The sequence below is a fragment of the Oceanisphaera psychrotolerans genome (assembly GCF_001870485.1).
Classification (GTDB): domain Bacteria; phylum Pseudomonadota; class Gammaproteobacteria; order Enterobacterales; family Aeromonadaceae; genus Oceanimonas; species Oceanimonas psychrotolerans.
Window position 1 is genome coordinate 25869 of the sequence record NZ_MDKE01000012.1, and the last position, 26722, is coordinate 52590.

Consider the following 26722-nt stretch of genomic DNA (forward strand, 5'->3'; position numbering starts at 1 on the left):
ATCATTGGTACCAAGGGCGCCATTCATCGGGGATACAGCACCCAGTCACCACCGTTGAGGCGGATATGGCTGTTACCCTGAAATTCCATCACCACCGCGTTGTCATTTTCCGATACCGCTGCCGTCTGCGGCAGCCCCTGGATCAGGGACGGCCAGTCGATGGCGTTCGCCTCAAACACCTGGCCATCCACCAGCCGGGCAATCAGCTCGGAGATCGCCAGGTAGCTGCTGGGGGCGTCGACGTCGAGCGCCGCGCTTCTGGCCGGTGCCTGGGTGCCGAACAGCCTGATGCCGACCGGAACCCGGGTCATGGCCGGGCTGGGAATATCGCGCAGACCGGACAGCTGCACCTTGTCACCGACCAGCGCCGCCCCGTGTTCGGGTACCACCACCACCATCAGCCGGCGACCGGACTGCTCCAGGGTATCGAAGAAGGCGTCCAGCTGATCGAACAGGGTTTGGGCACGGTCCCGATAGGAGGCGGTTTCATTGCGCCCGGGCAGTCGATTGCCATCATGCAGCGGGATCAGGTTGAAGAAGGTGGCACTGCGGGTTTCTTCCGCCGCCTGCCGCTGTTGCAACCAGCGGCTGAACAGCTGCGCATCATTCAGCACCGGCTCACCGTCGAACGAGACCAGCGCCCGGGCAATGCCCTGCTGTGACATCAACGGCGCCTGCAGCTGGCCGTGCCGGCGCAAATCGCTCAGGTAACCGCCGAAGTCACCGTCATGATCCATGGCCAGCTGGGTGCTGAAACCCAGTTGCGCCAGATTGTCGAACAGATAGCAGCGTGGGTCGGCCGGTTGATACAGCGCTTGCTGAGGAGACTGGCCACAGCTCGCACGCAGCAGGCGGATCCCGGCCGGGCCACTGTAGGAGGTCGCCGAGTTGAAGTCCTGAAAACGAAGGTCGAATCGCTGCCAGAGCGGATGCGACGCCAGCCCGGTCGCCTCCAGATCCGACCAGGACAGCGAGCAGATATTGATCACCAGCACGTCGAAGGGGACCGCATCGGCAGGCAACGAATCCGGAAACCCGGTCTGCCGTTGCCGCTCCTGCCGATAAAAGGACTCAAGCGCAGCATTCAGATTCTGATTGGTGGCCGGAACCTCGACCGGCCGGGTCGGGCTGGTTTGCGTCGCATCGAACTGGCGCCCCGCGACCGGCGTTTCTTCCACCGGCAACAGCTTCACCACCGGAGCGGCAACATCGACGATGTTGAGCCAGCCCAGAGCCGTCACCACCAGCACCGTAAAACGGAGCCATTGCGCCAGAAACAGGTAGGCCACCCACAGCACGAAGGCCGCCCCCAGCATCTGCCAGTTGATAAAGCGCTGCACCAGCTCCAGCAGGTAGGAAGCACTGAAGCCCGCCAGCTGATCCCCCTGACTCAGCAGACTACCGACACCGGGCAACCAGGTATCGTGATAAAACAACCCAATGCCAAACGGCAGCGCCAGCCAGTGCCGCAGCCGGTGCAGCCTGACATTCGGGATCGGAAACAGCAGAAATGCCACCAATACCAGGTTGGCCAGCGGATGAAAATTCAGATAGCCGTTCCACAGCAGGCCGAACTTCAGCAGAAAATAATAATTCCAGCCGCCCAGGCCACGCCAGTACCGCCCAAGCAGCGGCAGGGACGACGACGGGCTGGCGGCAGAGTTCATGTGTTTACTCATCTTGTTCATCTGCTGCAGGGGGAATGGGTTTGCGCCGCCGTACCCCTTCGGATTTCAGGTAGCGCGGTGACAACAGCAAGGCGCTCCACCATTGCCGGAAACGAGGTAACCAGTCACGCATAAAATAACCCAATGGCAACATGATCACGGCACAAAACAGGAAGATACCGACAATATCACCGATAAGCATGGCTATTCCTCTCGAAGAACCGGCAGGCGGATAGACTGAGGCTGACGCCTGGAACGGCGGTCCAGAGCGACCGCCACGTCCCGTTCTCCCTCGTCAGCCTTCGGGGTGGGCAGCCACTCGGGCACCTGCTGCCGCCGTATGTTCTGTAACTCTTTCAGAATATGGTGGTCCTGATGCCAGACCCTCTGCCGGCGGAACAGGCCCTCCGCTGGCAGCCGGAAGACATGCTCCAGCACTCGATCCAAATCGTTGATAATACAGGAAAAAAGAAATACAAATAAGCAATCGCCGACCACAGTGGCCAGATCACCCTCCCTGTTTATCCGGCACAGGGTCAGGGCCTGTGCCGCCCTCAGTCCCGGCTCCGGCTGCAGGGCAACCAGCAAGCCCTTGCCATCTTGCGCCAGCAGCGGATGCGCCATCAGCTCGGTCAGGGCAGTACAGAAACGCTCCTGGTCGACAACCCCTTTCAACCGGAGCGGTTTGAGGGCATCCAGCAGAGTATCGACATCGGGAGGCACATGGCGCACGAAGTCCTGTCCCTGGATCCCTTCCAGCTGAGTCAGAAAACGGGACAAGGGCACATGATGCGACACTATCAGGTTGGCGCCACTGGTCAGCAGCATCCGCTCATCGGCCTGACGCAGCTGACCGCCATTTCCCGCACCACCAGTTTCAGCATCTTGCCACGCCGTCGACGAAGCCGGTGCAGCTGGCGAGCCAGCGCTTCGATGTTCTGACTGTATTGCAGCGAGAACACCAGGGTGGCCGCCCGGGCCTGCTGCCCCGCTTCGGCCAGCGCCTCATTGCTGTCAAACAGGCGCCAGTGATCAGACAAGGCCTCGCCACCCTCCAGTACCTTTTTCTGACACAGGATCAGGTGTTCGTCATTACGCGGCTGGGGCTGCTGTTGGTGTTCCGCCCGGACTTGCCAGCCCGACCCTCCGGGGATCAGGTCAAGCTTCTGGTTGGCGCTGACACCACTCCGGTTAAACCAGAACGCCACCTGATAGGAATGCCGGTCCTGCAACCAGCGCAGCCGTACCAGGCCCGAGAGGGTGCCATATTCGGTCCGCAATGCGGCATCCAGGGCATCCCCACCCGGACCATGACTGATGATCAGCAGGGTGCAGCCCTGTTCCCGCAGCCAGTGGGTCATCCCCGCCAGCCAGCCATGTAATCTCGCCCGCTCGGCTTCGTCCTGCCAGATCCGGGCGGGAAGGCACAATAGCAGCAAGCGGCCCCGTGGCCTGAGCCCGCGCCTCAGATCTTCCTGCAACTGCAACAGTGCCCGCCCGCTTTCCGGTAATGAAAACAGCGGCAGGGCCCGGGGCCCCACCTCACCCAGTCCCTCGACTATCTCTGCCGGAGTCCCCCCCACGCAGATCAGGGCCGCCCGGGTATCGGCCGGCTGAATGCCGATCACCTGCCGGCACAGCACAGTCGCATCGGCCTTTCGATCCGTATGAATCCAGTACAGCCCGGGAGTCTGCATCTGCTGCAGTTCATCCCATAACTGCAGAATGCCGAGGGGAAAGGATGGAGTCATGGTCGTGGGGCTCTTGTCGAAGGGGCCATGCCGATGTATCGCGGGAATGTAACACCCTGAATATTGGCGAAAAATTCGCTAAGCTGACTAAAAGGTCAGATTGAGGCAGTGCGATGTGGCCATATTACCCGAAAGTGTCTCAAGGTAAAATGCCGTCCCAGAAGGACGGCATCGTTACTCTCAATATTGTGACACTCGAGATCGGGCCTTAGATATCCAGGTTGGCGACCTTGAGGGCATTGGTCTCGATGAACTCGCGACGCGGCTCCACGTGATCGCCCATGAGAGTGGAGAACAGCTGGTCGGCCGCCACCGCATCCTCTATGGTGACCTGCAGCATGCGACGAGAACCGGGATCCATGGTGGTTTCCCACAGCTGATCCGGGTTCATCTCGCCCAGTCCCTTGTAGCGCTGCACATAGAGACCGCGCTTGCTCTCGTGCATCAGCCATTCCAGGCCTTCGGCGAAGCTGGACACCGCCTTGGTCTTCTCGCCCCGCTTCACGTAGCCGCCTTCTTCCATCAGGTTGGCAATGCCCTTGCCCAGCGCGACGATGCTGCGATATTCGCCGGAGGCGAAGAAGTCGTAGCTGATCGGGAAGGCCCGCTCGATACCATGCTGACGCACCTTCACCTTGGGCAGGTAGCAGTTGCGCTCTTCGAAGAAGTCGTAATCCAGCAGATATTCGGCACCGTTGGTGTTGTTGCCTTCCAGCGCCAGGTTGATGGCCGCCACCCAGCTCTTGACCTGCTGTTCATCGGTCAGGGCCTCCAGGGTCAGTTCCGGCTGATAGATCAGCTCGTTCAGCACCAGCTCCGGGGCCCGGCGTGACAGCCGGGTGATCAGCATCTGTACCTTGCGGTAATCGTTGACCAGCTTCTCCAGATGCTCGCCACCGATGGCCGGCGCCGATTCGTTGACGTGCAGGCTGGCACCATCCAGCGCCAGGCTAGTCTGATACTGCAGCATGGCGTCTTCGTCTTTCAGGTACTGCTCCTGCTTGCCCTTCTTCACCTTGTACAGCGGCGGCTGGGCGATGTAGATGTAGCCACGCTCGATGATTTCCGGCATCTGCCGGTAGAAGAAGGTCAGCAGCAGGGTACGAATGTGCGCACCATCCACGTCCGCATCGGTCATGATGATGATGTAGTGGTAACGCATCTTGTCCGGGTTGTATTCGTCTCGGCCGATGCCACAGCCCAGGGCGGTGATCAGGGTAGCCACTTCCTGGGAAGACAGCATCTTGTCGAAGCGTGCCTTTTCCACGTTGAGGATCTTGCCCTTGAGCGGCAGAATCGCCTGGTTCTTGCGGTTACGACCCTGTTTGGCCGAGCCACCCGCCGAGTCACCCTCCACGATGTAGAGTTCGGACAGCGCCGGATCTTTCTCCTGGCAATCGGCCAGCTTGCCGGGCAGACCGGCCAGATCCAGCGCGCCCTTGCGGCGGGTCATTTCCCGCGCCTTGCGTGCCGCTTCCCGGGCCCGGGCCGCGTCGATGATCTTGTTGACCACGATCTTGGCATCACCCGGATTTTCCAGCAGAAACTCGCTCAACCGCTCACCCATGGCCTGTTCCACCGCGGTTTTCACCTCGGACGACACCAGCTTGTCCTTGGTCTGGGACGAGAACTTGGGATCCGGCACCTTGACCGAAATGACCGCGGTCAGACCTTCCCGGGCATCGTCACCGGACGCCGAGGTCTTGGCCTTCTTGCTGTACCCTTCCTTGTCCATAAAGGTATTCAGGGTCCGGGTCAGCGCCGCGCGGAAGCCGGCCAGGTGGGTACCGCCATCCCGCTGGGGGATGTTGTTGGTAAAGCAGAAGATATTCTCCTGGTAGGAGTCGTTCCACTGCATCGATACCTCGACCGAAATACCGTCTTCCCGTTCACTGTTGAAGTGAAACGCCTTGGGATGGATCGGGGTCTTGTTGCGGTTGAGGTACTCGACGAAGGCCTGAATGCCGCCTTCGTACTGGAAATGCACTTCCTTGTTCTCCCGCTCGTCGAGCAGGCGAATGGACACACCCGAGTTCAGGAACGACAGCTCGCGCAGACGCTTGGCCAGAATGTCGAAATGGAAGTCGGTATCGGTAAAGGTTTCGTGGCTGGGCCAGAACCGGATCAGGGTACCCGATTTGGCGGTGTCACCCACCGCCGCCAGCGGCGCCTGGGGCTCACCGTGACGATAGGTCTGCTCGTGCACCTTGCCGCTGCGCCAGACGGTCAGCTGCAGTTTCTCGGACAGGGCGTTCACCACCGATACCCCCACGCCGTGCAGACCGCCGGACACCTTGTAGGAGTTGTCGTCGAACTTGCCACCGGCATGCAGCACCGTGAGGATAACCTCGGCGGCGGAGCGGCCTTCTTCTTCGTGAATATCGACCGGTATCCCCCGGCCATCATCGGACACGGAAACAGAACCATCCACGTGAATGGTCACGACGATGTCTTTACAGTGCCCGGCCAGGGCCTCGTCGATCGAGTTATCCACCACCTCAAACACCATGTGGTGCAGGCCAGTGCCATCGTCTGTGTCGCCGATATACATGCCCGGACGTTTCCGGACCGCATCCAGACCTTTTAATACCTTAATACTCGAAGAGTCGTAAGTGTGTTCACTCATTGGCTTACTCGCACTCCTGGGTTTCGGTGATTTCACCCTGTTTCACGTGAAATAGCTTGCTGTTATCCCGTGTAATCATCTGACTGAGCTGGGCCACATCGATAGCGGAAACAAATACCTGGGCACCCAGTTCGGTTAACCGCTGTGCCAGCAGGCCTCGCTTGTGTTCATCCAGTTCAGACGCAAAGTCGTCGATCAGAAAAATACAGTCCTGTCCGGACTGGGTTTTCAGATAAAGGCCCTGGGCCAGCCGCATGGCGCACACCAGCAACTTGAGCTGGCCGCGCGACAGTAGATCCTGCACCGGCATGCCCCGGGCCTTGATCCTGATCTCTGCCTTGTGCGGGCCGGACTGGGTATAACCCAGACCCAGATCCCGCTCAAGGCCCTGCTCCAGTACCTGGGCCAGCGTCGTTTGCCGGTCCCAGCCACGGAAAAAGTCGAACGAAAAATCATATTCAGGCAGAAAATCTGCCGCTATCGAACGGATCACCGGCTCGACGGCCTCGGCATATTGCTGCCTGAACAGACTCAGTTCTTCGGCCACCGTGACCAGCTGCTGATCCCAGTAACCCAGTTCCCGACCCGTTCGTTGCTGCCGCAGCAGGGCATTGCGCTGCTTGAGCAGCCGGCGGAACTGGCCCCAGACGGTAAAAAAGCGGGCATGGGAATAAAACAGCCCCCAGTCCAGGTAGGCCCGCCGCAACTTGGGGCCGCCGGTCAGTAGATTATACCCTTCCGGGTGGATCAACTGAATGGGTAGAATGTGTGCCAGGTCGGCCAGCCGTTCGGCAGCCCGGCCGCCGACCTTGAGCCGGGTATCGCCACCGCGGGTTTTGCTCAACCCCACCGGCAGGCTGTCGTCGCCTTGCCGCACCCGGGCAAAGAGGGTAAAAGCCGGTTCACTCTGCCGGATCACCCGGCCGGTCAGGTGGGTACGAAAGGAACGACCGACGCCAGATAATGGATGGCCTCCAGAATACTGGTCTTGCCGCTGCCGTTGGCGCCCACCAACAGGTTGATACCCGCCGCCGGTACCAGGCGGCCATGATGGATGTTGCGAAAGTCCTTCAGCTGTAGATTGAGCAACGCCATGCTTAGAGTCGCATCGGCATCACTACATACAGTGCATCCCCGTTGTCTTCCGCCTCGATCAGGCCGCTGCTGCTGGCATCCTTCAGGCTGAGTTTGACCTTGTCGGACTTGAGGGTGCCGAGCACGTCCAGCACATAGGAAACGTTGAAGCCGATTTCCAGATCGGCCCCCTGGTAATCCACATCCAGCACTTCTTCCGCTTCTTCCTGCTCTGGGTTGTTGGCGGTGATTTTCAGCACCTGATCCTGCATGTTCAGCCGCACGCCGCGGAATTTTTCGTTCGACAGAATCGCCGCCCGGGAAAAGGCCTGGCGCAGCTCTTCCCGGCCACAGATCAGGGTCTTGTCACATTCGCGCGGCAGCACCCGGCGGTAATCCGGGAAGCGGCCATCCACCAGCTTGGAGGTGAAGATAAAGCCCGAGGTCACCGCCCGGATGTTGCTCTTGCCGATTTGCAGCCGCACATCCTGATCCTCGTGCTCGAGCAGTTTAACCAGCTCCAGCACGCCCTTGCGCGGTACTATCACCTGCTGGGCCGGCAACTCGTCGGCCAGCAACTGGCGCTGACAGGTCGCCAGACGGTGACCGTCGGTAGACACGGTGCGCAGCCACTGACCGTCGGTCTCGAACAGCATGCCGTTGAGGTAATAACGCACGTCCTGAATGGCCATGGAAAACTGGGTCGACTCGATCAGCTTCTTCAGTGCCAGCTGGTTGATATCGAACTCCAGCACCGAGTTCCACTCCTCGATATTGGGGAAGTCTTCCGCCGGCAGGGTAGACAGATTGAAGCGGCTGCGCCCGGAACGCAGGATAAGCCGCTCCCCTTCCAGGGTGAATTTCAGCTCGGCACCATCGGGCAGGCCCCGGCAGATGTCCAGCATCTTGCGCGCCGGCACCGTGGTGCGACCGGCAGTCACCGCCCCCTGCAGCTCAACCCGCGCCACCATCTCGACTTCGGTATCGGTACCGGTCATCGACAGGGCATCATCAACGACACTGAGCAGGATATTGTTGAGGATCGGCAGATTGGGGCGCCCCCCCAGGGCACTGGATACCAATTGCAGGGGACGCAGTATCGCTTCACGGCTGATGGTAAACTGCATGAGGTTCTCCGATTCAGGAAGACAGGGTGCGGATAAGGTTGGAATAATCTTCCTTTATATCATGACTCTCTTCACGCAGCTGGCCGATTTTTCGGCAGGCGTGCAGCACCGTGGTGTGATCCCGGCCGCCGAAGGCATCACCGATCTCGGGCAGGGAGTGATTGGTCAGCTCCTTGGCCAGGGCCATGGCCAGCTGGCGCGGACGCGCCACCGAGCGGGAACGCCGTTTGGACAGCAGATCCGCCACCTTTATCTTGTAGTATTCAGCCACCGTCTTCTGGATGTTGTCGATGGTCACCAGTTTTTCCTGCAGCGCCAGCAGGTCACGCAGTGCCTCGCGCACGAAGTCGATGTTGATGGCCCGACCGGTAAAGTTGGCGTTGGCAATCACCCGGTTCAATGCCCCTTCCAGCTCGCGCACGTTAGAACGCAACCGTTTGGCGATGAAGAAAGCCACCTCGTCGGGCAGATGCATCTTGTTCTCGGCGGCCTTGCGCATCAGGATCGCGACCCGGGTTTCCAGTTCCGGCGGCTCTATCGCCACCGTCAGTCCCCAGCCGAAACGGGACTTGAGTCGATCCTCGACCCCGTTGATCTCTTTCGGGTAACGATCCGAGGTCAGGATGATCTGCTGATTGCCCTCGAGCAGCGCATTGAAGGTATGGAAGAATTCCTCCTGCGAGCGCTCCTTGTTGGCGAAAAACTGAATATCGTCGATCAGCAGGGCGTCCACGCTGCGGTAGTAGCGCTTGAATTCTTCGATGGCGTTATTCTGCAGCGCCTTGACCATGTCCTGCACGAAGCGCTCGGAATGCATGTAGATAACCTTGGCATCGGCCTTGCGAGCGCGAATGCCGTTGCCCACCGCGTGCAGCAGGTGGGTCTTGCCCAGGCCGGTGCCACCATATAAAAACAGCGGGTTATAGGCACCACCCGGGTTGTCCGCCACCTGGCGGGCCGCGGCGCGGGCCAGCTGGTTGGACTTACCCTCGACGAAATTGTCGAAGGTATAGTTGGGATTCATGTTGCTCTTGTGATTGATCTGCGGCCGATCGTCGGCCTGTTCGATCCAGGACGGCACCGTCTGTACCCTGGCCTGTGACTTGCCACCCTGACTACCGCCGCCGCTGTTGCTGCCGCTGGTCACCAGGTTGACCGGCGTACGCTTGTTACCCACCTCGAACTTCATCTGCGGGCAATTGCTGCCGCAGAATTCGCCCAGCAGGCCGTTGATGCGCAGCAGATACTTGTCCCGCACCCAATCGAGTACAAAGCGATTGGGGGCAAAGAGGGTCAGGGTGTTATCGCCCAGCTCCGCCTGCAGCGGCCGGATCCACATACTGAATTCTGCCGAGGGCAATTCATCTTGTAGCCGGTTAAGACACTGCTGCCAAAGCATAGCGCTCATCAGAACTCCTGGAACAAAGGGATCAATCAAGGGGCAGTTATTCTACTGGCCCGAGGGCGGGATCTCTAGCCGGATCGACTCGATCCTGGAAAATATGATCCTTGACATCTGTGAATAAGTCACAACTTCATGCACAGGATCCTTCGATTTATAAACAAGCTACGCACACCATCCCCGATCACCCGATCCGTCGCCAATCCGGGTAAGATCGAGCCGATGGCAATGATCAACGATCATGACCTCATACCCAGATATTGATTGAGCCCATCTGCGCCACTGAGCAGACTGGGTCGCGTGTTAATGCAAGGTTGCAAAACCGGGGGAGTTTTATCCTGCCCCCAAGAACAGAATAAAAGGATATGCAGTACCCACACGGAGTGATTCACAAGATGTCATCGACCAACCTCAGACCCCTGGTGTTCTGGCCTACCTTCCTGTTGCTGCTGGGCGCCCTGCTCGCCAGCTATCTGAATCTGGACGGCTTTCTCGCCACCACCAAATCCCTGAACAGCGCCATCCTGGATAATTTTTCATGGCTGTTCAGCCTCGGCAGCCTGTATCTGCTGGTGCTGGCGGTGGTGGTTTATTTTTCACCGCTCGGCAGGATCCGCATCGGTGGCGAGCAAGCCGAACCCTTGCTATCCAAGTGGCGCTGGTTTTCCATTACCCTGTGCACCACCCTGGCGGTCGGTGTGCTGTTCTGGACCACCGCCGAACCGCTCTATCATCTGTTTGGCCCGCCCGAAAGTACCGGGCTGGAAGCAGGTTCACCGGATGCGGCTCGTTTCGCCATGGCCACGATGTTTCTGCACTGGTCCTTCACCCCCTACGCCATCTACACCATTCCCTCGCTGGTGTTTGCCCTCGTCTTCTATAACCAGCGCAAGCGCTTCTCCATCGGCAGCATGCTGGAGCCGGTACTGGGCGCCCGCAACACCCGTCGCTTCGGCACCCTGATCGATGCGGTGGCGCTCTATGCCCTGGTGGCCGGCATGGCCTCTTCTCTCGGCACCGGAGCCCTGACCCTGGCCGGCGGCGCTGGCCAGTATCTGGGTGGAGAAACCAGCCCGCTGCGTCTCGGTATCATCATCGCGATAATCGTAGCAACCTTCGTGCTGTCGGCCGCCAGTGGCCTGAAAAAAGGCATTGCGCGGATGTCTGCACTCAACGCCTGGCTGCTGCTGTTCCTCGGCCTGTTCATGTTCAGCTTCGGCCCCAGCATCTTCATGATCGCGCTGGGCACCGAGTCCCTCGGCCTGTATCTCGATACCTTCTTTACCCGCAGCCTGTTTACCGGCGCCGCCGCCAGTGACCCCTGGCCCCAGTGGTGGAGCATCTTCTACTGGGCAGTATGGTTCGCCTGGGCACCGGTCACCGCCCTGTTCCTCGGCAAAATTGCCCGCGGCTACACGGTGCGCGAATTCATCCGCATCAACCTGCTGTTTCCGTCCCTGTTCGCCATCGTCTGGATCTGTATCTTCTCCGGCACCGCCATCTATCTGGATATGCAGCAGGCCGCCGGCCTCAACGATGTGCTCAACAACGAAGGCGTGGAGCACGTGCTGTACCGGATTTTCGAGCAGATGCCGGGCAGCAACCTGATGATAGTGCTGCTGCTGTTTATCGCCTTCATCTCCTATGTCACCGCGGCCGACTCCAACACCGACGCCATCGGCGGGCTCTGCACCCAAGGGTTGACTGCCGACAGCAACCTCGACGGCAGCCTGACCATCAAGGTGCTGTGGGGCACGGTGATCGGCACCGTATCCTGGGTGATGGTGTCTTTCGTCGGCCTCGACGGCGTCAAGATGCTGTCCAATCTCGGCGGTCTGCCCGCCATGTTCATTATCCTGCTGGCCAGCGGCTCGCTATGGCACTGGCTGTCCAATCCGGCCCTGGTGACCATGCCGGTCAGCCCGGCTCCGGCCAGCGACACCCACTCATCATTTGAAGGAATACCGGTAAATGCAAATCAAGCATGAGTTTCCCCGTCAGGTGCGTGAAATCGAGCATCTGCAGATCCCGCTCAAAGACGGTACCCGCCTGGCTGCCCGTATCTGGCTGCCAGAAGATGCCGAGCAACAGCCGGTGCCTGCCATTCTGGAGTACCTGCCCTATCGCAAGCTCGACGGCACCGCGGTGCGCGATGCACTGACTCATCCTTACCTGGCGGGTCATGGCTATGCCTGCGTACGGGTGGATATTCGCGGCAACGGCGAGTCCGACGGCCTGATGCTGGATGAGTATCTGAAGCAGGAGCAGGATGACGCACTGGAAGTCATCGACTGGATCAGTCGCCAGCCTGGTGCGACGGCAACCTGGGCATGATGGGTATCTCCTGGGGTGGCTTCAACAGCCTGCAGCTGGCGGCCCTCAGGCCCAAGCCGCTGAAGGCGATCATCACCCTCTGCTCCACCGACGACCGCTACGCCGACGATGTGCATTTCAAGGGTGGCAACCTGCTGCTGGAAAACATGGGCTGGGCTGCCACCATGCTGAGCTTTTCCGCCGCCGTGCCGGATCCCCGGCTGGTGGGAGACAACTGGCAGGCGATGTGGAAGCACCGACTGGAAAACATGCCACTGCTGGCCAAGCCCTGGCTTGAGCACAGTACCCGGGACCCCTACTGGGCCCACGGCTCCATCTGCGAAAACTACCAGGATATCGAAGCGGCGGTGTACTGCATCGGCGGCTGGGGCGATGCCTATCGCAACACCCCGGTGCGGATGATGGAACAGCTCAGCTGCCCGAAGAAGGCGTTGATCGGCCCCTGGATCCACAAATATCCCCACTTCGCCATTCCGGATCCGGCCATCGGTTTTTTACAGGAAGCCCTGCGCTGGTGGGATCACTGGCTGAAAGGGATCGATACCGGCATCATGGACGAGCCCGAGTGCACCTTCTATCTGCAGGATGCCCAACCTCCTTCCGCCATGACCGCCCACCGCTCCGGCGATTGGGTGCAGACCGACGGATGGCCCGGCAGCCAGAGAGAGCAACAGCTGTTCAGCCTGACCGACAACGGCCTGCAGCAGGGTGAACATGCACTTGCCTCCCCCGCCAGCGTCTGCTCACCGCTCACCACCGGCGTGCATGGCGGCGAGTATTGTGCCATCTGGTTCGGCCCCGACTTCCCCACCGATCAGCGCCGCGACGATGCCCTGTCCCTCTGTTTCGACAGCGCCCCCCTGACCGAGCCGCTGCCGCTGCTGGGCAACCCCCGGCTGGCACTCAGGGGCGCGGTGGATCAGGATTGTGGTCAGGTTACGGTGCGCCTGAGTGACGTCGCGCCGGACGGCCGGGCCACCCTGATAAGCTACGGCACTCTGAATCTGGCCCTGCGCCAGGACAAGGCCGAACTGACCCCGCCGGTGCCCGGTGAAGAGATGGACTTCGAAGTGGAGCTGGACAATATCGGCTATCGGGTGCCGACCGGCCACCGGCTGCGTGTCGCCATCGCCACCGCTCATTTTCCGCTGCTCTGGCCCAGCCCCAGGCTGACCACCCTGAGTCTGGTGCCCGGTCAACAGTGCCTGACCTTGCCGGTATACCGCGGCGAGGCCATCGACAATCCCTTCCAGCCGCCGGAATCCGCCCAGCCGGTCAACATGGAGACGCTGCGCGAGTCCAGCCCCAAACGCACCATCACCGAAGACGTCGCCAGTGGCGAAGTCTGCGTGCGGGTGGACGACGACATGGGGACTTATCGCTTCCTCGATCACGGCCTCTGGGTGGAACAGAAAGCCACCGAGGAATATCGCACCCGGCCCTATGATCCCGATGCGACCAAGGCCGATATTCACTGGCTGTACCGGGCCGGTCGGGATGACTGGGAAGTACGGGTGGAAAGCGAATTGCACCTGGCCTGCGACGAGCAGCATTTCTACCTGGGTGCCCGGCAGCGGGCCTGGCTGAACGGTGAGGTGTTCAACGAAAAAAGCTGGGAACACCGTATTCCACGGCTTGCACAGTAGCCCGGGAGGCCGGCCGGGAGTAAGGTAGGGGCTTATTCAGCACCGGACAACTGCAGGAAGCCGACATGTCCCAACGGATCAAGCCCCTACCTCCCCTCAACTGTCTGCAGGCCTTCGAGGCGGCAGCTCGCCGCCAGAGCTTCACCCATGCGGCCACCGAGCTCAGCCTGACCCAGAGCGCCATCAGCCGGCAAATCAAACGGCTGGAGGAGTTTCTGGGACGGCCGCTGTTTCATCGCGATGCCCTGGGTGTGGCTCTGACTCCGGCGGGAGAGCGCTATTTTGTGCTGGTACAGCGGCTGTTGCGGGAGCTGGCCAGCGGTACCGCCGCCCTCACACGGCGCCAGGGCAGCCTGCAGCTGACGCTGGCGTCCAGCCCCACCGTGGCCGCCATGTGGCTGACCCGCCAATTGCCTGAGCTGAAACGAGCCTGTCCACAGCTCGATATCCGCATTCTGACCATGGACGATCCGCGCCAAATGGATGCAAGTGAGTTTGATCTGGCACTGTATTATCTGGTGCCCGGAGAAATGGAGCCGGCCGGGGTGCAGATCAACCGTATCTTCGAGCAGGAAGAGGTCATTGCCGTATGCAGTCCCGCTTATCTGAACCAGGCCGGTCCGGTAACCGGTCCCCGACAGATGCTACAAGAGCATACCCTGCTGGAACTGGAGGATTACTATCACGACTGGCTGACCTGGCAAGACTGGTTTGACGGCATAGCGGAGCCTTATCAGGCGCCGTCCCACACCCTCAAAACCAACAGTTATCTGCTGCTGATGCAGGCGGCGCTGGCCGGTCAGGGTATCGCCCTGGGCTGGGCCCGGCTGCTGCAGCCTTATCTGCAGGAAGGCTCTCTGGTGCAGGCGCTGCCACACAACATACCCAGCAAGGGTTACCTGTGCCTGCTGGAGCCCAGTCACCGCCATGCCTCTGCCGCCACCCGACAGTTTACTCGGTGGCTGCTGCCCTGAGCGGCTCCCCGGCTTGTCGAAAGGGTGATCTTCGCCCCTCCTTATAACCAGACGTCATTAAATATCTCATTTTGCCGGGCGGTTAATTTGTAAAAAACTGGCACACCAGCTTTGGCTGGTATAAAAAGAGCCTCATCATTTATGCTGTAGTGGTTATGACTGCACTTGCGGTTATGTCCTTGACCATCAGGAGAGTTATTCATGTTCAAATCCGTCAAACTGCTGGGTGCCGCCCTGACCCTGTCCGCCACCCTTATCGCTCCCGCCATGGCGGCCGATGCGGTCAAGGTGGGCATGTCCGGCCGTTATTACCCCTTTACCTTCGTAAAACAGGATGAGCTGCAGGGCTTTGAAGTCGATGTCTGGAACGAGATCGGCAAGCGTCTGGATCGCGAGGTAGAGTTTGTAACCACCAACTTCTCCGGCCTGTTCGGCATGCTGGATACCGGCCGTATCGACACCATCTCCAACCAGATCACCGTGACTCCGGAACGACTGGAAAAGTATGACTTCGCTACCCCCTACGTATACGACGGTGCCCAGATAGTGGTGCGCAAGGGCAACGACAGCATTAAGGGTCTGGAAGATCTGAAAGGCAAGAAGGTGGCCGTCAACCTGGGCTCCAACTTCGAACAACTGATGCGCAAGCACGACACCAACAACGAAATCAACATCATCACCTACGAGACCAACCTGGAGCAGGACGTGGCTCTGGGCCGTACCGATGCCTTTGTGATGGACAGAGTCGGCTCCGCTCAGCTGATCAAGGAAGCCGGACTGCCGCTGCAACTGGCCGGTCATCCGTTCGAGACCATGGAAAACGCCTTCCCCTTCGTGAAAAAGCCGGAGCAACAGGCGCTGCTGGCCGAAGTGAACCAGGCCCTGGCCGAGATGCGTGACGACGGTACCCTGAAACAGATTTCGGAGAAGTGGCTGGGCGCGGATATCACCAGCAAATAAACCATGCAATTCGATCTCGACTATACCCTGGCGCTGTTTCCGATCCTGTTCAAATATCTGGGCACGACCATGGAAATGGCGCTGCTGGGCTTCTTTTTCGCCCTGATCATCGCCGGGGGACTGGCGATCATCAGAACCTTTCAGTTGCCGGGGCTCAATGCCCTGGCCAAGCTGTTTATCTCCTTCTTTCGTGGCACGCCGCTGCTGGTGCAGCTGTTTCTGCTGTATTACGGCCTGCCGCAGATCATGCCGATTTTCATCGGTCTCGATGCCTTCAGCGCCGCGGTGATCGGCCTGACCCTGCATTTTGCCGCCTACATGGCCGAGTCGATTCGCGCCGCCATCCTGAGTGTGCACAAGAGCCAGATGGAAGCCGCCATGAGCATCGGCATGACCCGCGGTCAGGCCATGCAGCGCATCATACTGCCCCAGGCGGCGCGCATCGCCACCCCCTCGCTGATGAACTACTTCATCGACATGATCAAGAGCACCTCGCTGGCCTTCACCCTGGGGGTGGCCGAAATCATGGCCTCGGCCCAGAAAGAAGCCTCCAGCAGCTTCAAGTTCTTCGAGGCCTTTATTGCGGTCGCCCTGATCTACTGGGCGGTGGTGGTGTTCTTTACCCACTTGCAGACCCGGCTGGAACGGCGACTGAACGCAGCATACTAGGGACCACATGATCAAGTTACGCAATCTGACCAAGGTCTATAACGGCCAGACGGTGCTCAACGACATCAGTCTGGATATCGACAAGGGCGAAATCGTGGTGATACTGGGGCCCTCGGGCACCGGCAAGTCCACCCTGCTGCGCTGCCTGAACCTGCTGGAAACACCGGAGGCCGGTACCCTGGATATCGACGGTTTCGCCATCGATCTGGCCCGGCACGGCAGCAAGGACGCCATCGCCCTGCGCAAGCGCACCTCTTTCGTGTTCCAGAACTATGCGCTGTTCGCCAACAAGACCGCTCGCGACAACATCGCCGAGGGGCTGATCACCGTCTGGAACAAGCCCAAGGCCGAGGCTCACGCCGAAGCCCTGCGCATTCTGGGTGATATCGGACTGGAAGATAAGGCCGATGCCTATCCGTCTTCCCTGTCCGGCGGCCAGCAGCAGCGGGTGGGCATCGGCCGGGCCATGGCCAGCCATGCCAAGGTGATGCTGTTCGACGAACCCACCTCGGCGCTGGATCCGGAATGGGTCGACGAGGTGCTGGGACTGATGAAGAAGCTGGCGCAGGCACATCAGACCATGGTGGTGGTGACCCACGAAATCGGCTTCGCCCGCGATGTGGCGGATCGGGTGATCTTCATGGACGGTGGCCGCATCGTGGAGCAGGGTCCACCTTCCGAAGTACTGACCAACCCCAGCGATCCCCGTACCCGCGCCTTCTTGCGCAAGGTGCTGCCGGATCGAGGCGAAAACAGCTAGCAGATCCTGCCTCCGGATCCCGGCGCTTTTAGTTGCACCGACCTCCGGGGGCTGTATAATCCCAGCCCCGCGATCGTTAAGGATCCCGGGATCGATCCCGCCCGGCAAGATACTTTCCGTTTGGGGTCGTCAATCAACACCATGTCGATTGACGTTATATGCAGAACTGTTTAGAATTCGGCCTCTTTGGTGGGGCCGTCTCGGTGATGTTTATACGTCTGTCGAGCACATGGTCAAACTGTATAGCAAACTGACACAGCGGTAATAACTACTATGAAACGCACTTTTCAACCTTCTAATCTGAAGCGCAAGCGCAGCCACGGTTTCCGTACTCGCATGGCTACTAAAAATGGTCGTAAAACACTGGCCGCTCGTCGCGCCAAAGGTCGTGCCCGTCTGAGCGCCTAATGGCCCGGCATGCCTTTACACGGGAGTTACGTTTGTTAACTCCCGCCCATTTCAAAAACGTCTTCGACAACCCCGTCAGAGCCGCCTCCCCACATCTCACACTTCTTGCCAAACCGAACGAACTGGGTCACCCCCGGTTGGGACTAGCCGTACCCAAAAAAGCACTCAAACGTGCCGTTTGGCGCAACAGGGTCAAACGTGTTGCCCGCGAAGCCTTTCGCCTCAAGCAACATAATCTGCCCAACGTTGATATCGTGGTGATCGCCAAAAAAGGCATCGGGGATGTGCCCAACGACGAGCTGTTCGAGCTGCTGGATAGGCTATGGCGCACGCTTTCTCGCCGCTGCAACGACTCAGCGTAGGACTTATTCGCCTCTACCAGCTGGTTATCAGTCCTCTGCTCGGGCCCAGGTGTCGCTTTACTCCCACCTGTTCGCAATACGCCATTGAAGCCATCCGGCTCCACGGTTTTTTAAAAGGCGGTTGGTTAACCGTCAAACGTCTATTAAAATGCCACCCTTTAGGTCCAAGCGGCCACGATCCGGTCCCGACAAAGCGAAGAAAATAAACTATGGAATCTCAACGCAATATACTTGTTATCGCTCTGCTGCTGGTGAGTTTCCTCATCTGGCAACAGTGGCAAACAGATAAGGCGCCTCAGCCAGAGACGGCGCAGCAAAGTTCACAGACCAGCATCGGCGACGACAGCTTTGTCCCCGAAGCAGATCTGGCCGATGGCGAAGTGCCCACCGACGTGGCTCCGACCGCCAGTCGCCGCCTGGTGACCATCACCACCGACACCCTCCAGCTGACCATCGACACCCGGGGTGGCGATGTGGTTCGCGGCGAACTGCTGGAACACGATGACGAACTGAACTCCGACGACAAGTTCGTGCTGCTGAGCAATGGCGCCAACTTCGTCAACGTGGCCCAGAGCGGTCTTATCGGTCGTGACGGCCCCGATGGCAGCGCCAGCGGTCGCCCGGTCTATCATACCGAACAGACCAGCTACCAGCTGGCCGACGGCCAGGACAGCCTGACCGTCCCCCTGACCTTTACCAACGACCAGGGCGTGACGTTCACCAAGACCTTCACCTTTACCCGTAACGAGCACGTGGTCAATGTCGCTTATCATATCGACAACCAGAGCGCCGAGCCGGTACAGGCCCAGCTTTATGGTCAGCTGAAGCAGAGCGAAGTCAATCCGAACGAAGAAGGCGGCAACATGCTGATGGCCTCCGCCTATCGCGGCCCGGCCTATTCCACCAGCGAAACCCGCTACACCAAGTACGATTTCAAGAGTGTGCGCGAAGCCAACCTGAACCAGACCACCGAGGGTGGTTGGGTCAGCATGCTGCAACACTACTTCGTGTCTGCCTGGATTGCGCCGGAGCAGGAACAGAACCAGCTGTACAGCCGTTCACTCAACAACCAGGGCCAGGCCATCATCGGCTTCAAGGCGCCGCTGGTTACCGTGGCTCCCGGTGAGGAGCAGACCGTTTCAGCCAAGCTCTGGCTGGGTCCTAAGCTGCAGGATGAAATGGCCGCCGCCGCCGAAAACCTGGACCTGACCGTGGATTACGGCTGGTTGTGGTTTATCGCCCAGCCGCTGTTCAAACTGCTGAACTTCCTGCAGAGCTTCGTGGTCAACTGGGGTCTGGCCATCGTGCTGACCACCTTCGTGGTGCGCGGTATCATGTATCCGCTGACCAAGGCCCAGTACACCTCCATGGCCAAGATGCGCATGCTGCAGCCCAAGCTGGTGGCCCTGCGCGAGCGCCATGGCGACGATCGTCAGAAGATGTCTCAGGGCATGATGGAGCTGTACAAGAAAGAGAAGGTCAATCCGCTGGGTGGCTGTCTGCCGATTCTGGTACAGATGCCTATTTTCATCTCCCTGTACTGGGTGCTGATGGAATCGGTCGAACTGCGTCACGCTCCTTTCTTCCTGTGGATTGACGATCTGTCGGTACGCGACCCCTACTTCGTGCTGCCCATCCTGATGGGTGCCAGCATGTTCATGATCCAGAAGATGAGCCCGACCACGGTCACCGACCCGATGCAGCAGAAGGTGATGCAGTTCATGCCGATCATCTTTACCTTCTTCTTCCTGTGGTTCCCTGCCGGTCTGACTCTGTACTGGCTGGTGAGCAACGTGGTGACCATCACCCAGCAGTGGTATATCTTCCGCCAGCTGGAGAAGAAAGGCCTGCACAGCAAGGCTGCCTCTTAAGGCCGCTGGCCGGTAGCGCCGGAAATCAATACACTGAAGGCGACCCCAGGGTCGCCTTTTTACTGCCCCCGCCAGAGTTATTTGTGGAGTAACAGAACAGATGTCGAACGATACCATAGTGGCCCAGGCCACCGCTCCCGGCCGGGGCGGTGTAGGCATCATCCGGGTTTCCGGTCCTCACGCCGAGGCCGTGGCCCAGGCCGTGCTCGGCAAAGTGCCCAAGGTGCGCTATGCCGACTATCTGCCCTTCAGCGACGAGCAGGGCCTGGTGCTGGATCAGGGCATCGCCCTGCTGTTCAAGGGTCCCAACAGCTTCACCGGTGAAGACGTGCTCGAGCTGCAGGGCCACGGCGGCCCAGTGGTGCTGGACATGCTGGTGCGCCGCATCCTCGCCCTGCCCGGTTTGCGCCCGGCCCGCGCCGGCGAGTTCAGCGAGCGGGCCTTCCTCAACGACAAGCTGGATCTGGCCCAGGCCGAGGCCATCGCCGATCTGATCGAAGCTTCCAGCGAGCAGGCCGCCCGTTCGGCGCTGCAATCGCTGCAGGGCGAGTTTTCCAGCCACGTTCACAGCCTGGTGGAAGCGCTCACTCACCTGCGCATCTATGTGGAAGCGGCCATCGATTTTCCCGAAGAGGAAGTGGATTTTCTGTCGGACGGCAAGATCGCCGGCGAGCTGTACGGCATCATGGATCGGCTGACCGAAGTGCAGCGCCAGGCCCGTCAGGGCTCCATCATGCGCGAGGGCATGAAGGTGGTGATCGCCGGTCGCCCCAACGCCGGCAAATCCAGTCTGCTCAACGCCCTGGCCGGCAAGGAATCGGCCATCGTTACCGATATCGCCGGCACCACCCGTGACGTGCTGCGGGAATACATCCACCTGGACGGCATGCCGCTGCACATCATCGACACCGCCGGCCTGCGCGAGGCCACCGACGCGGTGGAGCGCATCGGCATCGAGCGGGCCTGGAGCGAGATCGAGCAGGCCGATCGCATCCTGTTCATGGTCGACGGCACCACCACCGAGGCCCTGCATCCCAAGGACATCTGGCCCGATTTCGTCGACCGGCTGCCGGCCCATATCGGACTGACCGTGGTACGCAACAAGGCGGATCTGAGCGGTGAACCGATGACGGTGGTGAGCGACGGCGAACACCCGGTGTACCCCATCTCCGCCAAGACCGGCCAGGGGGTGGAGGCGCTCAAGGAACACCTGAAAGCCTGCATGGGCTATCAGGGCGGTACCGAAGGCGGCTTCAGCGCCCGCCGCCGCCACCTGGACGCCCTGCACCACGCCGACCAGCACCTGATCATGGCCAAGGAGCAACTGGAGGTATACATGGCCGGCGAACTGGTGGCCGAAGAACTGCGCCTGGCTCAGGAGCAGCTGAGCCAGATCACCGGCGAGTTCACCTCCGACGATCTGCTGGGCAGGATTTTCTCGAGCTTCTGTATCGGGAAGTGACGCCGCAACACAAAGAGGATGTCCTGGCCATTGTCATCATGAGTGCCGATCCGGCATAGGGCAGATCCCGACCGTGACAGCGGCAGTCCGCTTGCTCCGGGGGATGTGTTGCAGGCTGCAAGCGGGTATGCTTGCGCCCGGATTCACCGGGTTCCCTTACGCTTGTAAGAAAGAAAACCCATTACACCACGCGGAGAACAACGCCCGGCCATGATCCCGAACCAGCTCAATACCTTCATTACCGTGGTCCGACAGGGAAACTTTTCGGCCGCCGCGCGCCAGCTGGGCGTGTCTTCCGCCGCGGTCAGCAAGTCCATCGCCCAACTCGAAAAGATCCTGGAGCTGCGCCTGTTTCACCGCACCACTCATTCGCTGACCCTGACGGAAAACGGCCACGAGCTGTACAAGCGCACCGGCCACCTGGTGGAACAGCTCGAGGCGCAGATAGAACGCAGCACCGACAAGCAGAAACGGCCCCACGGCCGGCTCAAGGTCAATCTGCCGGACAGCTTCGGCCGCATGGTGGTGCTGCCCCTGCTGCCCGCCTTCCTCGAAAAGTATCCCGATATCGAGCTCGATCTTAAATTTGACGACCGCATCGGCGACCTGGTCAAGGAAGGGGCGGACGTGGGCATCGGCATCATGCTCAACCAGGACAGCCGGCTGATTGCCCGGGAGTTTTACCGGCTACAGCCGGTGCTGGTGGCCAGCCGTGAGTATATCGACCGGCATGGCATGCCCAGCACCCCGGAAGAGCTGGTGGCGCACAACTGCATTGCCTACCGCTCGTCGACCACCGGCCGCAAGAAAACGTGGAACTTTCGGGTAGGCGGGGAGCTCACCCAAATCACCCCCCAGGGCAACCTGATCGTCAACAACCTGTCGGCGGCCATGAAGGCGGTGGAAATGGGGGTCGGCATCGCCGCCGTGGGAATTGGCCCGGCCAGAGCCTGCATTGAACAGGGCTGCTTCAGGCGGATCCTGCAGGAATTCGAACCCGATCCCATTCAGGTGATGATCTACTATTCGTCACGCCACTACCTGCCCGCCAAGACCCGGCTGTTTATCGATTACCTGCTTCAGCATGCCCAGGACGAAAGCAACGAGGATCTGGACCGCATGCTGCACAAGCTGTAACAGGCAAGCCCACGCCCGTTTCAACTATTGCTTGAAACAAATTTAACCCTCCCCCCACTACAGAGTTGAAACCACAGGGCGGATACTTGCGCCCCCTTACCCTATTTCACTCACTCTGACATCCCAACGGGAGAGAGGCACATGCAGCTTCGTGTTTTGTCATTACTGTTATTCACGGCCGTGCTCACCGGCTGCTTTGCCGAGGCGGAAGCCCCGTCAGCCAAGCAGCCGCCGGCACAGCCGATCGATGTCGCCGCCGTGCTGTACACCCAATACAGCCCGGAATACACCTTTACCACCCGCCTGGAATCCCCCCAGCAGGTCGAGTTGCGGCCCCGGGTTTCCGGGGTCATCGAGTCGGTGGAGTTTCGCGAAGGAAGCCATGTCAAGCAAGGGGATCTGCTGTTTCGCATCGATTCCCGCCCCTTTGCGGCCGAGGTAGCCCGCCTGGAAGCCGAACTGGATCGGGCCAAGGCGGCCCTGGGCCAGGCCCAGTCCGAAGCCCAGCGCGCCCAGCGCCTGCAGGGCCGCAATGCCATGTCGGCGGAGCAGGCCGAGTCGCGCCTGTCCCTGGCCAGCCAGCGCCGGGCGGAGCTGGCCTCGGTGCAGGCGGCCATGAAGGCGGCACGACTGAACCTGGAGTTCACCGAGGTGCGGGCCCCGATCGACGGTCAGGTGTCCAATGCCTTTATCACCGCCGGCAACAATGTGCAGGCCGGCCAGAGTGTGCTGACCTCACTGGTGGCCACCGACCGCCTCTATGCCTACTTCGATGTGGATGAACGCACCTGGAATGCCTCCTTCTCCGATGTGAAGGCCGATGGCCAGACCCAGGCCCGGCTGACCCTGGCCGGCAGTGCGAGAGCGCCACAGACAGGCGAGCTGGACTTTATTGATAACCAAATCAACGAGCAAACCGGCACCCTGCGCGTGCGTGCGGTGTTTACCGCGAAAGATGCTCCACTGCGTCCGGGCGCCTTTGCGCGTATTCAACTCAAGGCCACCGACAGCCAGCCCACCGTCATGGTGCCCGATCGCGCCGTGGGCACCGACCTGAAGAGCCGCTTCGTGCTGGTGGTGAACGCCGAGAATGTGCTCGAGTACCGGCCGGTCGAACTGGGTCGTCGCGAAGGCACACTGCGGGTGGTGGAAGCCGGCCTGGAGCCGGGAGAGCGCATCGCCGCCAACGGCCCGGCACGGGTTGGCCCGGGCATGCCGATCACCCCGCGAAATGTTGAGATTGAGGCTCAGAGCCTGACCCTGGCCGAGCCACAGCCGAAGGCCGAACCGTCGGCATAACCGGATTAGAGACGTCATGAACTTCAGCCATTTCTTTATCAGCCGGCCGATCTTTGCGGCCATGCTGTCACTGCTGATCCTGGTGGGGGGCAGCATCTCGCTGTTCCAGCTGCCGGTCAGTGAATATCCCGAGGTCGTGCCGCCCACTGTGGTGGTCACCGCAAACTACCCGGGCGCCAACCCCAAGGTGATCGCCGAAACCGTGGCGGCGCCGCTGGAGCAGGAGATGAACGGCATCGAAAACATGCTGTACATGTTCTCCCAGGCCACCACCGACGGTCGCATGACCCTGACCCTGACCTTTGCCCTGGGCACCGATCTGGACCGGGCCCAGGTGCAGGTACAGAACCGGGTGGCCAGTGCCCTGCCCCGGCTGCCGCAGGAAGTGCAGCGCCTGGGGGTGGTGGCGGAAAAGTCATCGCCCAACCTGACCATGGTGGTGCACCTGATCTCTCCTGAAGGTGATCGGGAACCCAGCTACCTGGCCAACTACGCCGACATCTACATCAAGGATCAGCTGGCGCGCCTGCCCGGTGTGGGTGATGTGCAGATGTTTGGTGGCGGCAAGTACTCCATGCGCCTGTGGCTGAATCCCGAAGCCCTGGCCTCACGCAACCTGGTACCGGGTGATGTGGTGCAGGCGGTGCGAGCTCAGAACCAGCAGGTCGCCGCCGGCAGCCTGGGTGCCCAGCCGGTCAGTACCGACAGCGAGTTCCAGGTGCTGCTGAACGTAAAGGGTCGCCTGGAAAGCACCGAGGAATTTGAAAATATCGTGGTGCAGGTGGATTCCAGCGGCGCCATCACCCGCCTGAAGGATGTGGCCCGGGTCGAACTGGGGCAAGACACCTATTCCCTGCGCTCCCTGCTGGATGGTCAGAGCGCGGTGGCCATGCCAATCTTCCAGCGTCCCGGCGCCAACGCGATTGAGCTGTCGGATCAGGTGCGGGCCACCATGGACCAGCTGTCTGAGCAGTTCCCCCAGGGCGTGGAATATCGCATCGCCTATGACCCGACCGTGTTTGTGCGTGGTTCTATCGATGCCGTTATCGACACCCTGCTGGAAGCCATCGTGCTGGTGGTGGTGGTGGTGATCCTGTTCCTGCAGACCTGGCGCGCCTCCATCATTCCGCTGATTGCCGTGCCGGTCTCCCTGATTGGCACCTTCGCGGTCATGCAGTGGCTGGGGGTGTCCATCAATACCCTGTCGCTGTTCGGCCTGGTGCTGGCCATCGGCATCGTGGTGGATGACGCCATCGTGGTGGTGGAAAACGTCGAGCGCAATATCGGCAACGGGCTGTCGCCGGTGGAGGCCACTCGTCAGGCCATGACCGAGGTGACCGGCCCCATCATTGCGATTGCACTGGTGCTGTGTGCGGTGTTTATTCCCACGGCGTTTATTCAGGGGCTGAGCGGCCAGTTCTACAAGCAGTTCGCGCTGACCATTACCATTTCCACCCTGATCTCAGCCTTTAACTCGCTGACCCTGTCGCCGGCGCTGTCGGCCCTGCTGCTGCGCGGCCACGACGCCAAACCCGACTGGCTGACCCGCGGCATGAATGCCCTCTTTGGCCGCTGGTTGTTTGCACCCTTTAACCGCCTGTTTGAGCGCGGTGGTCGTATGTACGAGAAAGGGGTGAAAAGACTGATCCGCCTGAGTGTGGTGGTGGGTGTGGTTTACCTGGGCCTGCTGGGCGGCACCATCACCCTGTTCAATGCGGTGCCGGGCGGCTTTATTCCCCTGCAGGACAAGCAATACCTGGTCGCGGTCGCGCAACTGCCCGATGCCTCCAGCCTGGACAGAACCGAGGCGGTGGTGCGGGAGATGGAGCAAATCGCGCTGAAAACCCCGGGAGTGATGCAGACCGTGTCCTTCCCCGGACTGTCGGTGAACGGCTTTACCAACAGCTCCAACAGCGGCATCGTGTTTGTCACCCTGAAGGACTTTGACCAGCGCAAGGACCCTAGCCTGTCTGCCAATGCCATTGCCGGCCAGCTGAATGGCCAGTTTGTCGGCATTGACGAGGCCTTTGTGGCCGTGTTCCCACCGCCGCCGATCCTGGGGCTGGGTACCACCGGCGGCTTCAAGCTGCAGATTGAAGACCGGGCCAGCCTGGGCTTTGAGGCGCTGTTCGCCAACCTGCAAAAGGTACTGAACGCGGCCCGCCAGGAGCCGGCACTGACCGGGCTGTATTCCAGCTTCCGTATTCAGGTGCCGCAGATGGACATCGAGATCGATCGTGAGCAGGCCATGCTGCAGGGCATTCCGCTGGAGCAGGTGTTCGATGCCCTGCAGATCTACCTGGGCTCTCTGTATGTGAACGACGTCAACCTGTTCGGCAAGACCTACCAGGTAAACGCCCAGGCCGATGCCCAACATCGCGTTGATCCCGAGCAAATCCTGCGGCTCAAGGTGCGTAACGCCGCCGGTCAAATGGTGCCGCTGGGCTCGGTAATGACAGTGAAGTCCGCCATAGGCCCGGATCGGGTAATGCGCTACAACGGCTACCCGACCGCCGAACTGAACGGCAACCCGGCGCCGGGCTACAGCTCGGATCAGGCGCAGCAGGCGATTGAACGGATACTGAACGAGCAGCTCGACAAGGGCATGGCCTTTGAGTGGACCGAGGTGACCTATCAGCAGATCCTGGCGGGCAACACCATGGTGTATATCTTCCCGCTGGTGGTATTGCTGGTGTTCATGGTGCTGGCGGCCCAGTACGAAAGCCTGACCCTGCCGCTGTCGATCATCCTGATTGTGCCCATGACCATACTGTCGGCCCTGGCGGGCATCTGGCTGATGGACGGAGACAACAACATCTTCACCCGCATCGCGCTGATCGTGCTGGTGGCGCTGGCGTGCAAGAACGCCATCCTGATGGTGGAGTTCGCCCGCGACAGCCGCCTCGGCGGCGCCTCACGACTGGATGCCATTCTGGAGGCCTGTCGCCTGCGTCTGCGGCCTATCCTGATGACCTCCATCGCCTTCACCGCCGGCGTGGTGCCGCTGGTGCTGGCCAGCGGTGCCGGGGCGGAAATGCGCCAGGCCATGGGAGTGGCGGTGTTCTCGGGCATGATTGGGGTCACCATCTTCGGCCTGTTGTTTACGCCCGTGTTCTACATGGCCATGACCGCGCTGGAACGCAAGACAACGCCACGCACGGCGAATGCCCTGCCCCAGGCGGAGGAGGCCTGA

General features: G+C 60.5%; 19 protein-coding genes and 3 pseudogenes. 14 read left to right on the plus strand and 8 right to left on the minus strand.

The window, feature by feature from the left end:
* Positions 1–23 precede the first annotated feature (23 nt).
* From bcsG to dnaA, 7 genes and pseudogenes are all read right to left on the minus strand, one after another.
* Positions 24–1679, minus strand: coding sequence for a cellulose biosynthesis protein BcsG (bcsG, locus tag BFR47_RS06090; RefSeq protein WP_217645473.1), 1656 nt, complete (start codon positions 1677–1679; stop codon positions 24–26).
* Positions 1672–1869 (minus strand): cellulose biosynthesis protein BcsF, encoded by a 198-nt coding sequence (gene bcsF, locus BFR47_RS06095; RefSeq protein ID WP_071472248.1) that lies wholly within the window; start codon positions 1867–1869, stop codon positions 1672–1674. The genes bcsG and bcsF overlap by 8 nt, the downstream gene beginning before the upstream one ends.
* Before the next feature lie 2 nt (positions 1870–1871).
* Positions 1872–3418 (minus strand): annotated as a pseudogene (gene bcsE / locus BFR47_RS19425) (cellulose biosynthesis protein BcsE).
* 208 nt (positions 3419–3626) lie between these two features.
* Complete coding sequence (gene gyrB, locus BFR47_RS06110) at positions 3627–6044, minus strand: DNA topoisomerase (ATP-hydrolyzing) subunit B (protein WP_071472251.1); 2418 nt, start codon at positions 6042–6044, stop codon at positions 3627–3629.
* Between the two features lie 4 nt (positions 6045–6048).
* Positions 6049–7139, minus strand: a pseudogene (gene recF / locus BFR47_RS06115) (DNA replication/repair protein RecF).
* Between the two features lie 2 nt (positions 7140–7141).
* Positions 7142–8245: a DNA polymerase III subunit beta gene (gene dnaN, locus BFR47_RS06120; RefSeq protein ID WP_071472252.1), complete on the minus strand. Its 1104-nt coding sequence runs from the start codon at positions 8243–8245 to the stop codon at positions 7142–7144.
* Between the two features lie 13 nt (positions 8246–8258).
* A complete protein-coding gene (dnaA, locus tag BFR47_RS06125; protein ID WP_071472253.1) occupies positions 8259–9653 on the minus strand; it encodes a chromosomal replication initiator protein DnaA in 1395 nt (464 codons plus the stop codon).
* 389 nt (positions 9654–10042) lie between these two features.
* Here dnaA and BFR47_RS06130 point away from each other — a divergent pair, with 389 nt between their 5' ends.
* From BFR47_RS06130 to BFR47_RS06140, 3 genes and pseudogenes are all read left to right on the plus strand, one after another.
* Positions 10043–11635 carry a BCCT family transporter gene (locus BFR47_RS06130; protein ID WP_071472254.1) on the plus strand — a complete coding sequence of 531 codons (1593 nt, stop codon included), beginning with the start codon at positions 10043–10045 and terminating at the stop codon, positions 11633–11635.
* A gap of 79 nt (positions 11636–11714) precedes the next feature.
* Positions 11715–13627, plus strand: a pseudogene (locus tag BFR47_RS06135) (CocE/NonD family hydrolase).
* 65 nt (positions 13628–13692) lie between these two features.
* Positions 13693–14601, plus strand: coding sequence for a LysR substrate-binding domain-containing protein (locus BFR47_RS06140; protein ID WP_071472255.1), 909 nt, complete (start codon positions 13693–13695; stop codon positions 14599–14601).
* A 41-nt stretch (positions 14602–14642) separates the two neighbouring features.
* Here the strand turns inward: BFR47_RS06140 and BFR47_RS17955 are convergent, their stop codons facing one another.
* Complete coding sequence (locus tag BFR47_RS17955; protein WP_175514067.1) at positions 14643–14804, minus strand: hypothetical protein; 162 nt, start codon at positions 14802–14804, stop codon at positions 14643–14645.
* Here BFR47_RS17955 and BFR47_RS06145 point away from each other — a divergent pair.
* From BFR47_RS06145 to BFR47_RS06185, 11 genes are all read left to right on the plus strand, one after another.
* The gene (locus tag BFR47_RS06145) at positions 14803–15561 is read left to right on the plus strand and encodes an amino acid ABC transporter substrate-binding protein (RefSeq protein WP_071472256.1); all 759 of its coding nucleotides are present in this window, start codon (positions 14803–14805) and stop codon (positions 15559–15561) included. The genes BFR47_RS17955 and BFR47_RS06145 overlap by 2 nt on opposite strands.
* 3 nt (positions 15562–15564) lie before the next feature.
* Complete coding sequence (locus BFR47_RS06150) at positions 15565–16230, plus strand: amino acid ABC transporter permease (RefSeq protein WP_071472257.1); 666 nt, start codon at positions 15565–15567, stop codon at positions 16228–16230.
* 7 nt (positions 16231–16237) lie between these two features.
* On the plus strand, positions 16238–16990 hold the full coding sequence (locus BFR47_RS06155; protein WP_071472258.1) for an amino acid ABC transporter ATP-binding protein: 753 nt from the start codon (positions 16238–16240) through the stop codon (positions 16988–16990).
* A 273-nt stretch (positions 16991–17263) separates the two neighbouring features.
* Entirely contained in the window at positions 17264–17398 is a 135-nt protein-coding gene (gene rpmH / locus BFR47_RS17440; protein ID WP_083399028.1) for a 50S ribosomal protein L34, read from the plus strand.
* Positions 17398–17760 (plus strand): ribonuclease P protein component, encoded by a 363-nt coding sequence (gene rnpA, locus BFR47_RS06160; protein ID WP_071472259.1) that lies wholly within the window; start codon positions 17398–17400, stop codon positions 17758–17760. The genes rpmH and rnpA overlap by 1 nt, the downstream gene beginning before the upstream one ends.
* Positions 17721–17966 (plus strand): membrane protein insertion efficiency factor YidD, encoded by a 246-nt coding sequence (gene yidD / locus BFR47_RS17445; RefSeq protein ID WP_083399029.1) that lies wholly within the window; start codon positions 17721–17723, stop codon positions 17964–17966. Before rnpA ends, yidD begins: the two co-directional genes overlap by 40 nt.
* Positions 17967–17969: 3 nt before the next feature.
* A complete protein-coding gene (yidC, locus tag BFR47_RS06165; RefSeq protein WP_071472260.1) occupies positions 17970–19631 on the plus strand; it encodes a membrane protein insertase YidC in 1662 nt (553 codons plus the stop codon).
* Positions 19632–19731: 100 nt separating this feature from the next.
* Positions 19732–21093, plus strand: a complete 1362-nt coding sequence (gene mnmE / locus BFR47_RS06170; RefSeq protein ID WP_071472261.1) for a tRNA uridine-5-carboxymethylaminomethyl(34) synthesis GTPase MnmE — start codon at positions 19732–19734, stop codon at positions 21091–21093.
* 210 nt (positions 21094–21303) lie between these two features.
* Positions 21304–22230 carry a LysR family transcriptional regulator gene (locus BFR47_RS06175; protein WP_071472262.1) on the plus strand — a complete coding sequence of 309 codons (927 nt, stop codon included), beginning with the start codon at positions 21304–21306 and terminating at the stop codon, positions 22228–22230.
* Between the two features lie 141 nt (positions 22231–22371).
* Complete coding sequence (locus BFR47_RS06180) at positions 22372–23529, plus strand: efflux RND transporter periplasmic adaptor subunit (RefSeq protein WP_071472263.1); 1158 nt, start codon at positions 22372–22374, stop codon at positions 23527–23529.
* A 16-nt stretch (positions 23530–23545) separates the two neighbouring features.
* Positions 23546–26722, plus strand: coding sequence for an efflux RND transporter permease subunit (locus BFR47_RS06185; protein WP_071472264.1), 3177 nt, complete (start codon positions 23546–23548; stop codon positions 26720–26722).

Bases quoted from the DNA above. Each gene is read 5' to 3' on its own strand.
- bcsG (WP_217645473.1), bottom strand. From the start codon at position 1,679: ATGAGTAAACACATGAACTCTGCCGCCAGCCCGTCGTCGTCCCTGCCG.
- yidD (WP_083399029.1), top strand. From the start codon at position 17,721: ATGGCGCACGCTTTCTCGCCGCTGCAACGACTCAGCGTAGGACTTATT.
- yidC (WP_071472260.1), top strand. From the start codon at position 17,970: ATGGAATCTCAACGCAATATACTTGTTATCGCTCTGCTGCTGGTGAGT.
- BFR47_RS06130 (WP_071472254.1), top strand. From the start codon at position 10,043: ATGTCATCGACCAACCTCAGACCCCTGGTGTTCTGGCCTACCTTCCTG.
- BFR47_RS06180 (WP_071472263.1), top strand. From the start codon at position 22,372: ATGCAGCTTCGTGTTTTGTCATTACTGTTATTCACGGCCGTGCTCACC.
- BFR47_RS06155 (WP_071472258.1), top strand. From the start codon at position 16,238: ATGATCAAGTTACGCAATCTGACCAAGGTCTATAACGGCCAGACGGTG.
- rnpA (WP_071472259.1), top strand. From the start codon at position 17,398: ATGGCCCGGCATGCCTTTACACGGGAGTTACGTTTGTTAACTCCCGCC.
- bcsF (WP_071472248.1), bottom strand. From the start codon at position 1,869: ATGCTTATCGGTGATATTGTCGGTATCTTCCTGTTTTGTGCCGTGATC.
- BFR47_RS17955 (WP_175514067.1), bottom strand. From the start codon at position 14,804: ATGAATAACTCTCCTGATGGTCAAGGACATAACCGCAAGTGCAGTCAT.
- BFR47_RS06185 (WP_071472264.1), top strand. From the start codon at position 23,546: ATGAACTTCAGCCATTTCTTTATCAGCCGGCCGATCTTTGCGGCCATG.
- dnaN (WP_071472252.1), bottom strand. From the start codon at position 8,245: ATGCAGTTTACCATCAGCCGTGAAGCGATACTGCGTCCCCTGCAATTG.
- gyrB (WP_071472251.1), bottom strand. From the start codon at position 6,044: ATGAGTGAACACACTTACGACTCTTCGAGTATTAAGGTATTAAAAGGT.
- mnmE (WP_071472261.1), top strand. From the start codon at position 19,732: ATGTCGAACGATACCATAGTGGCCCAGGCCACCGCTCCCGGCCGGGGC.
- BFR47_RS06140 (WP_071472255.1), top strand. From the start codon at position 13,693: ATGTCCCAACGGATCAAGCCCCTACCTCCCCTCAACTGTCTGCAGGCC.
- BFR47_RS06150 (WP_071472257.1), top strand. From the start codon at position 15,565: ATGCAATTCGATCTCGACTATACCCTGGCGCTGTTTCCGATCCTGTTC.
- BFR47_RS06145 (WP_071472256.1), top strand. From the start codon at position 14,803: ATGTTCAAATCCGTCAAACTGCTGGGTGCCGCCCTGACCCTGTCCGCC.
- BFR47_RS06175 (WP_071472262.1), top strand. From the start codon at position 21,304: ATGATCCCGAACCAGCTCAATACCTTCATTACCGTGGTCCGACAGGGA.
- rpmH (WP_083399028.1), top strand. From the start codon at position 17,264: ATGAAACGCACTTTTCAACCTTCTAATCTGAAGCGCAAGCGCAGCCAC.
- dnaA (WP_071472253.1), bottom strand. From the start codon at position 9,653: ATGAGCGCTATGCTTTGGCAGCAGTGTCTTAACCGGCTACAAGATGAA.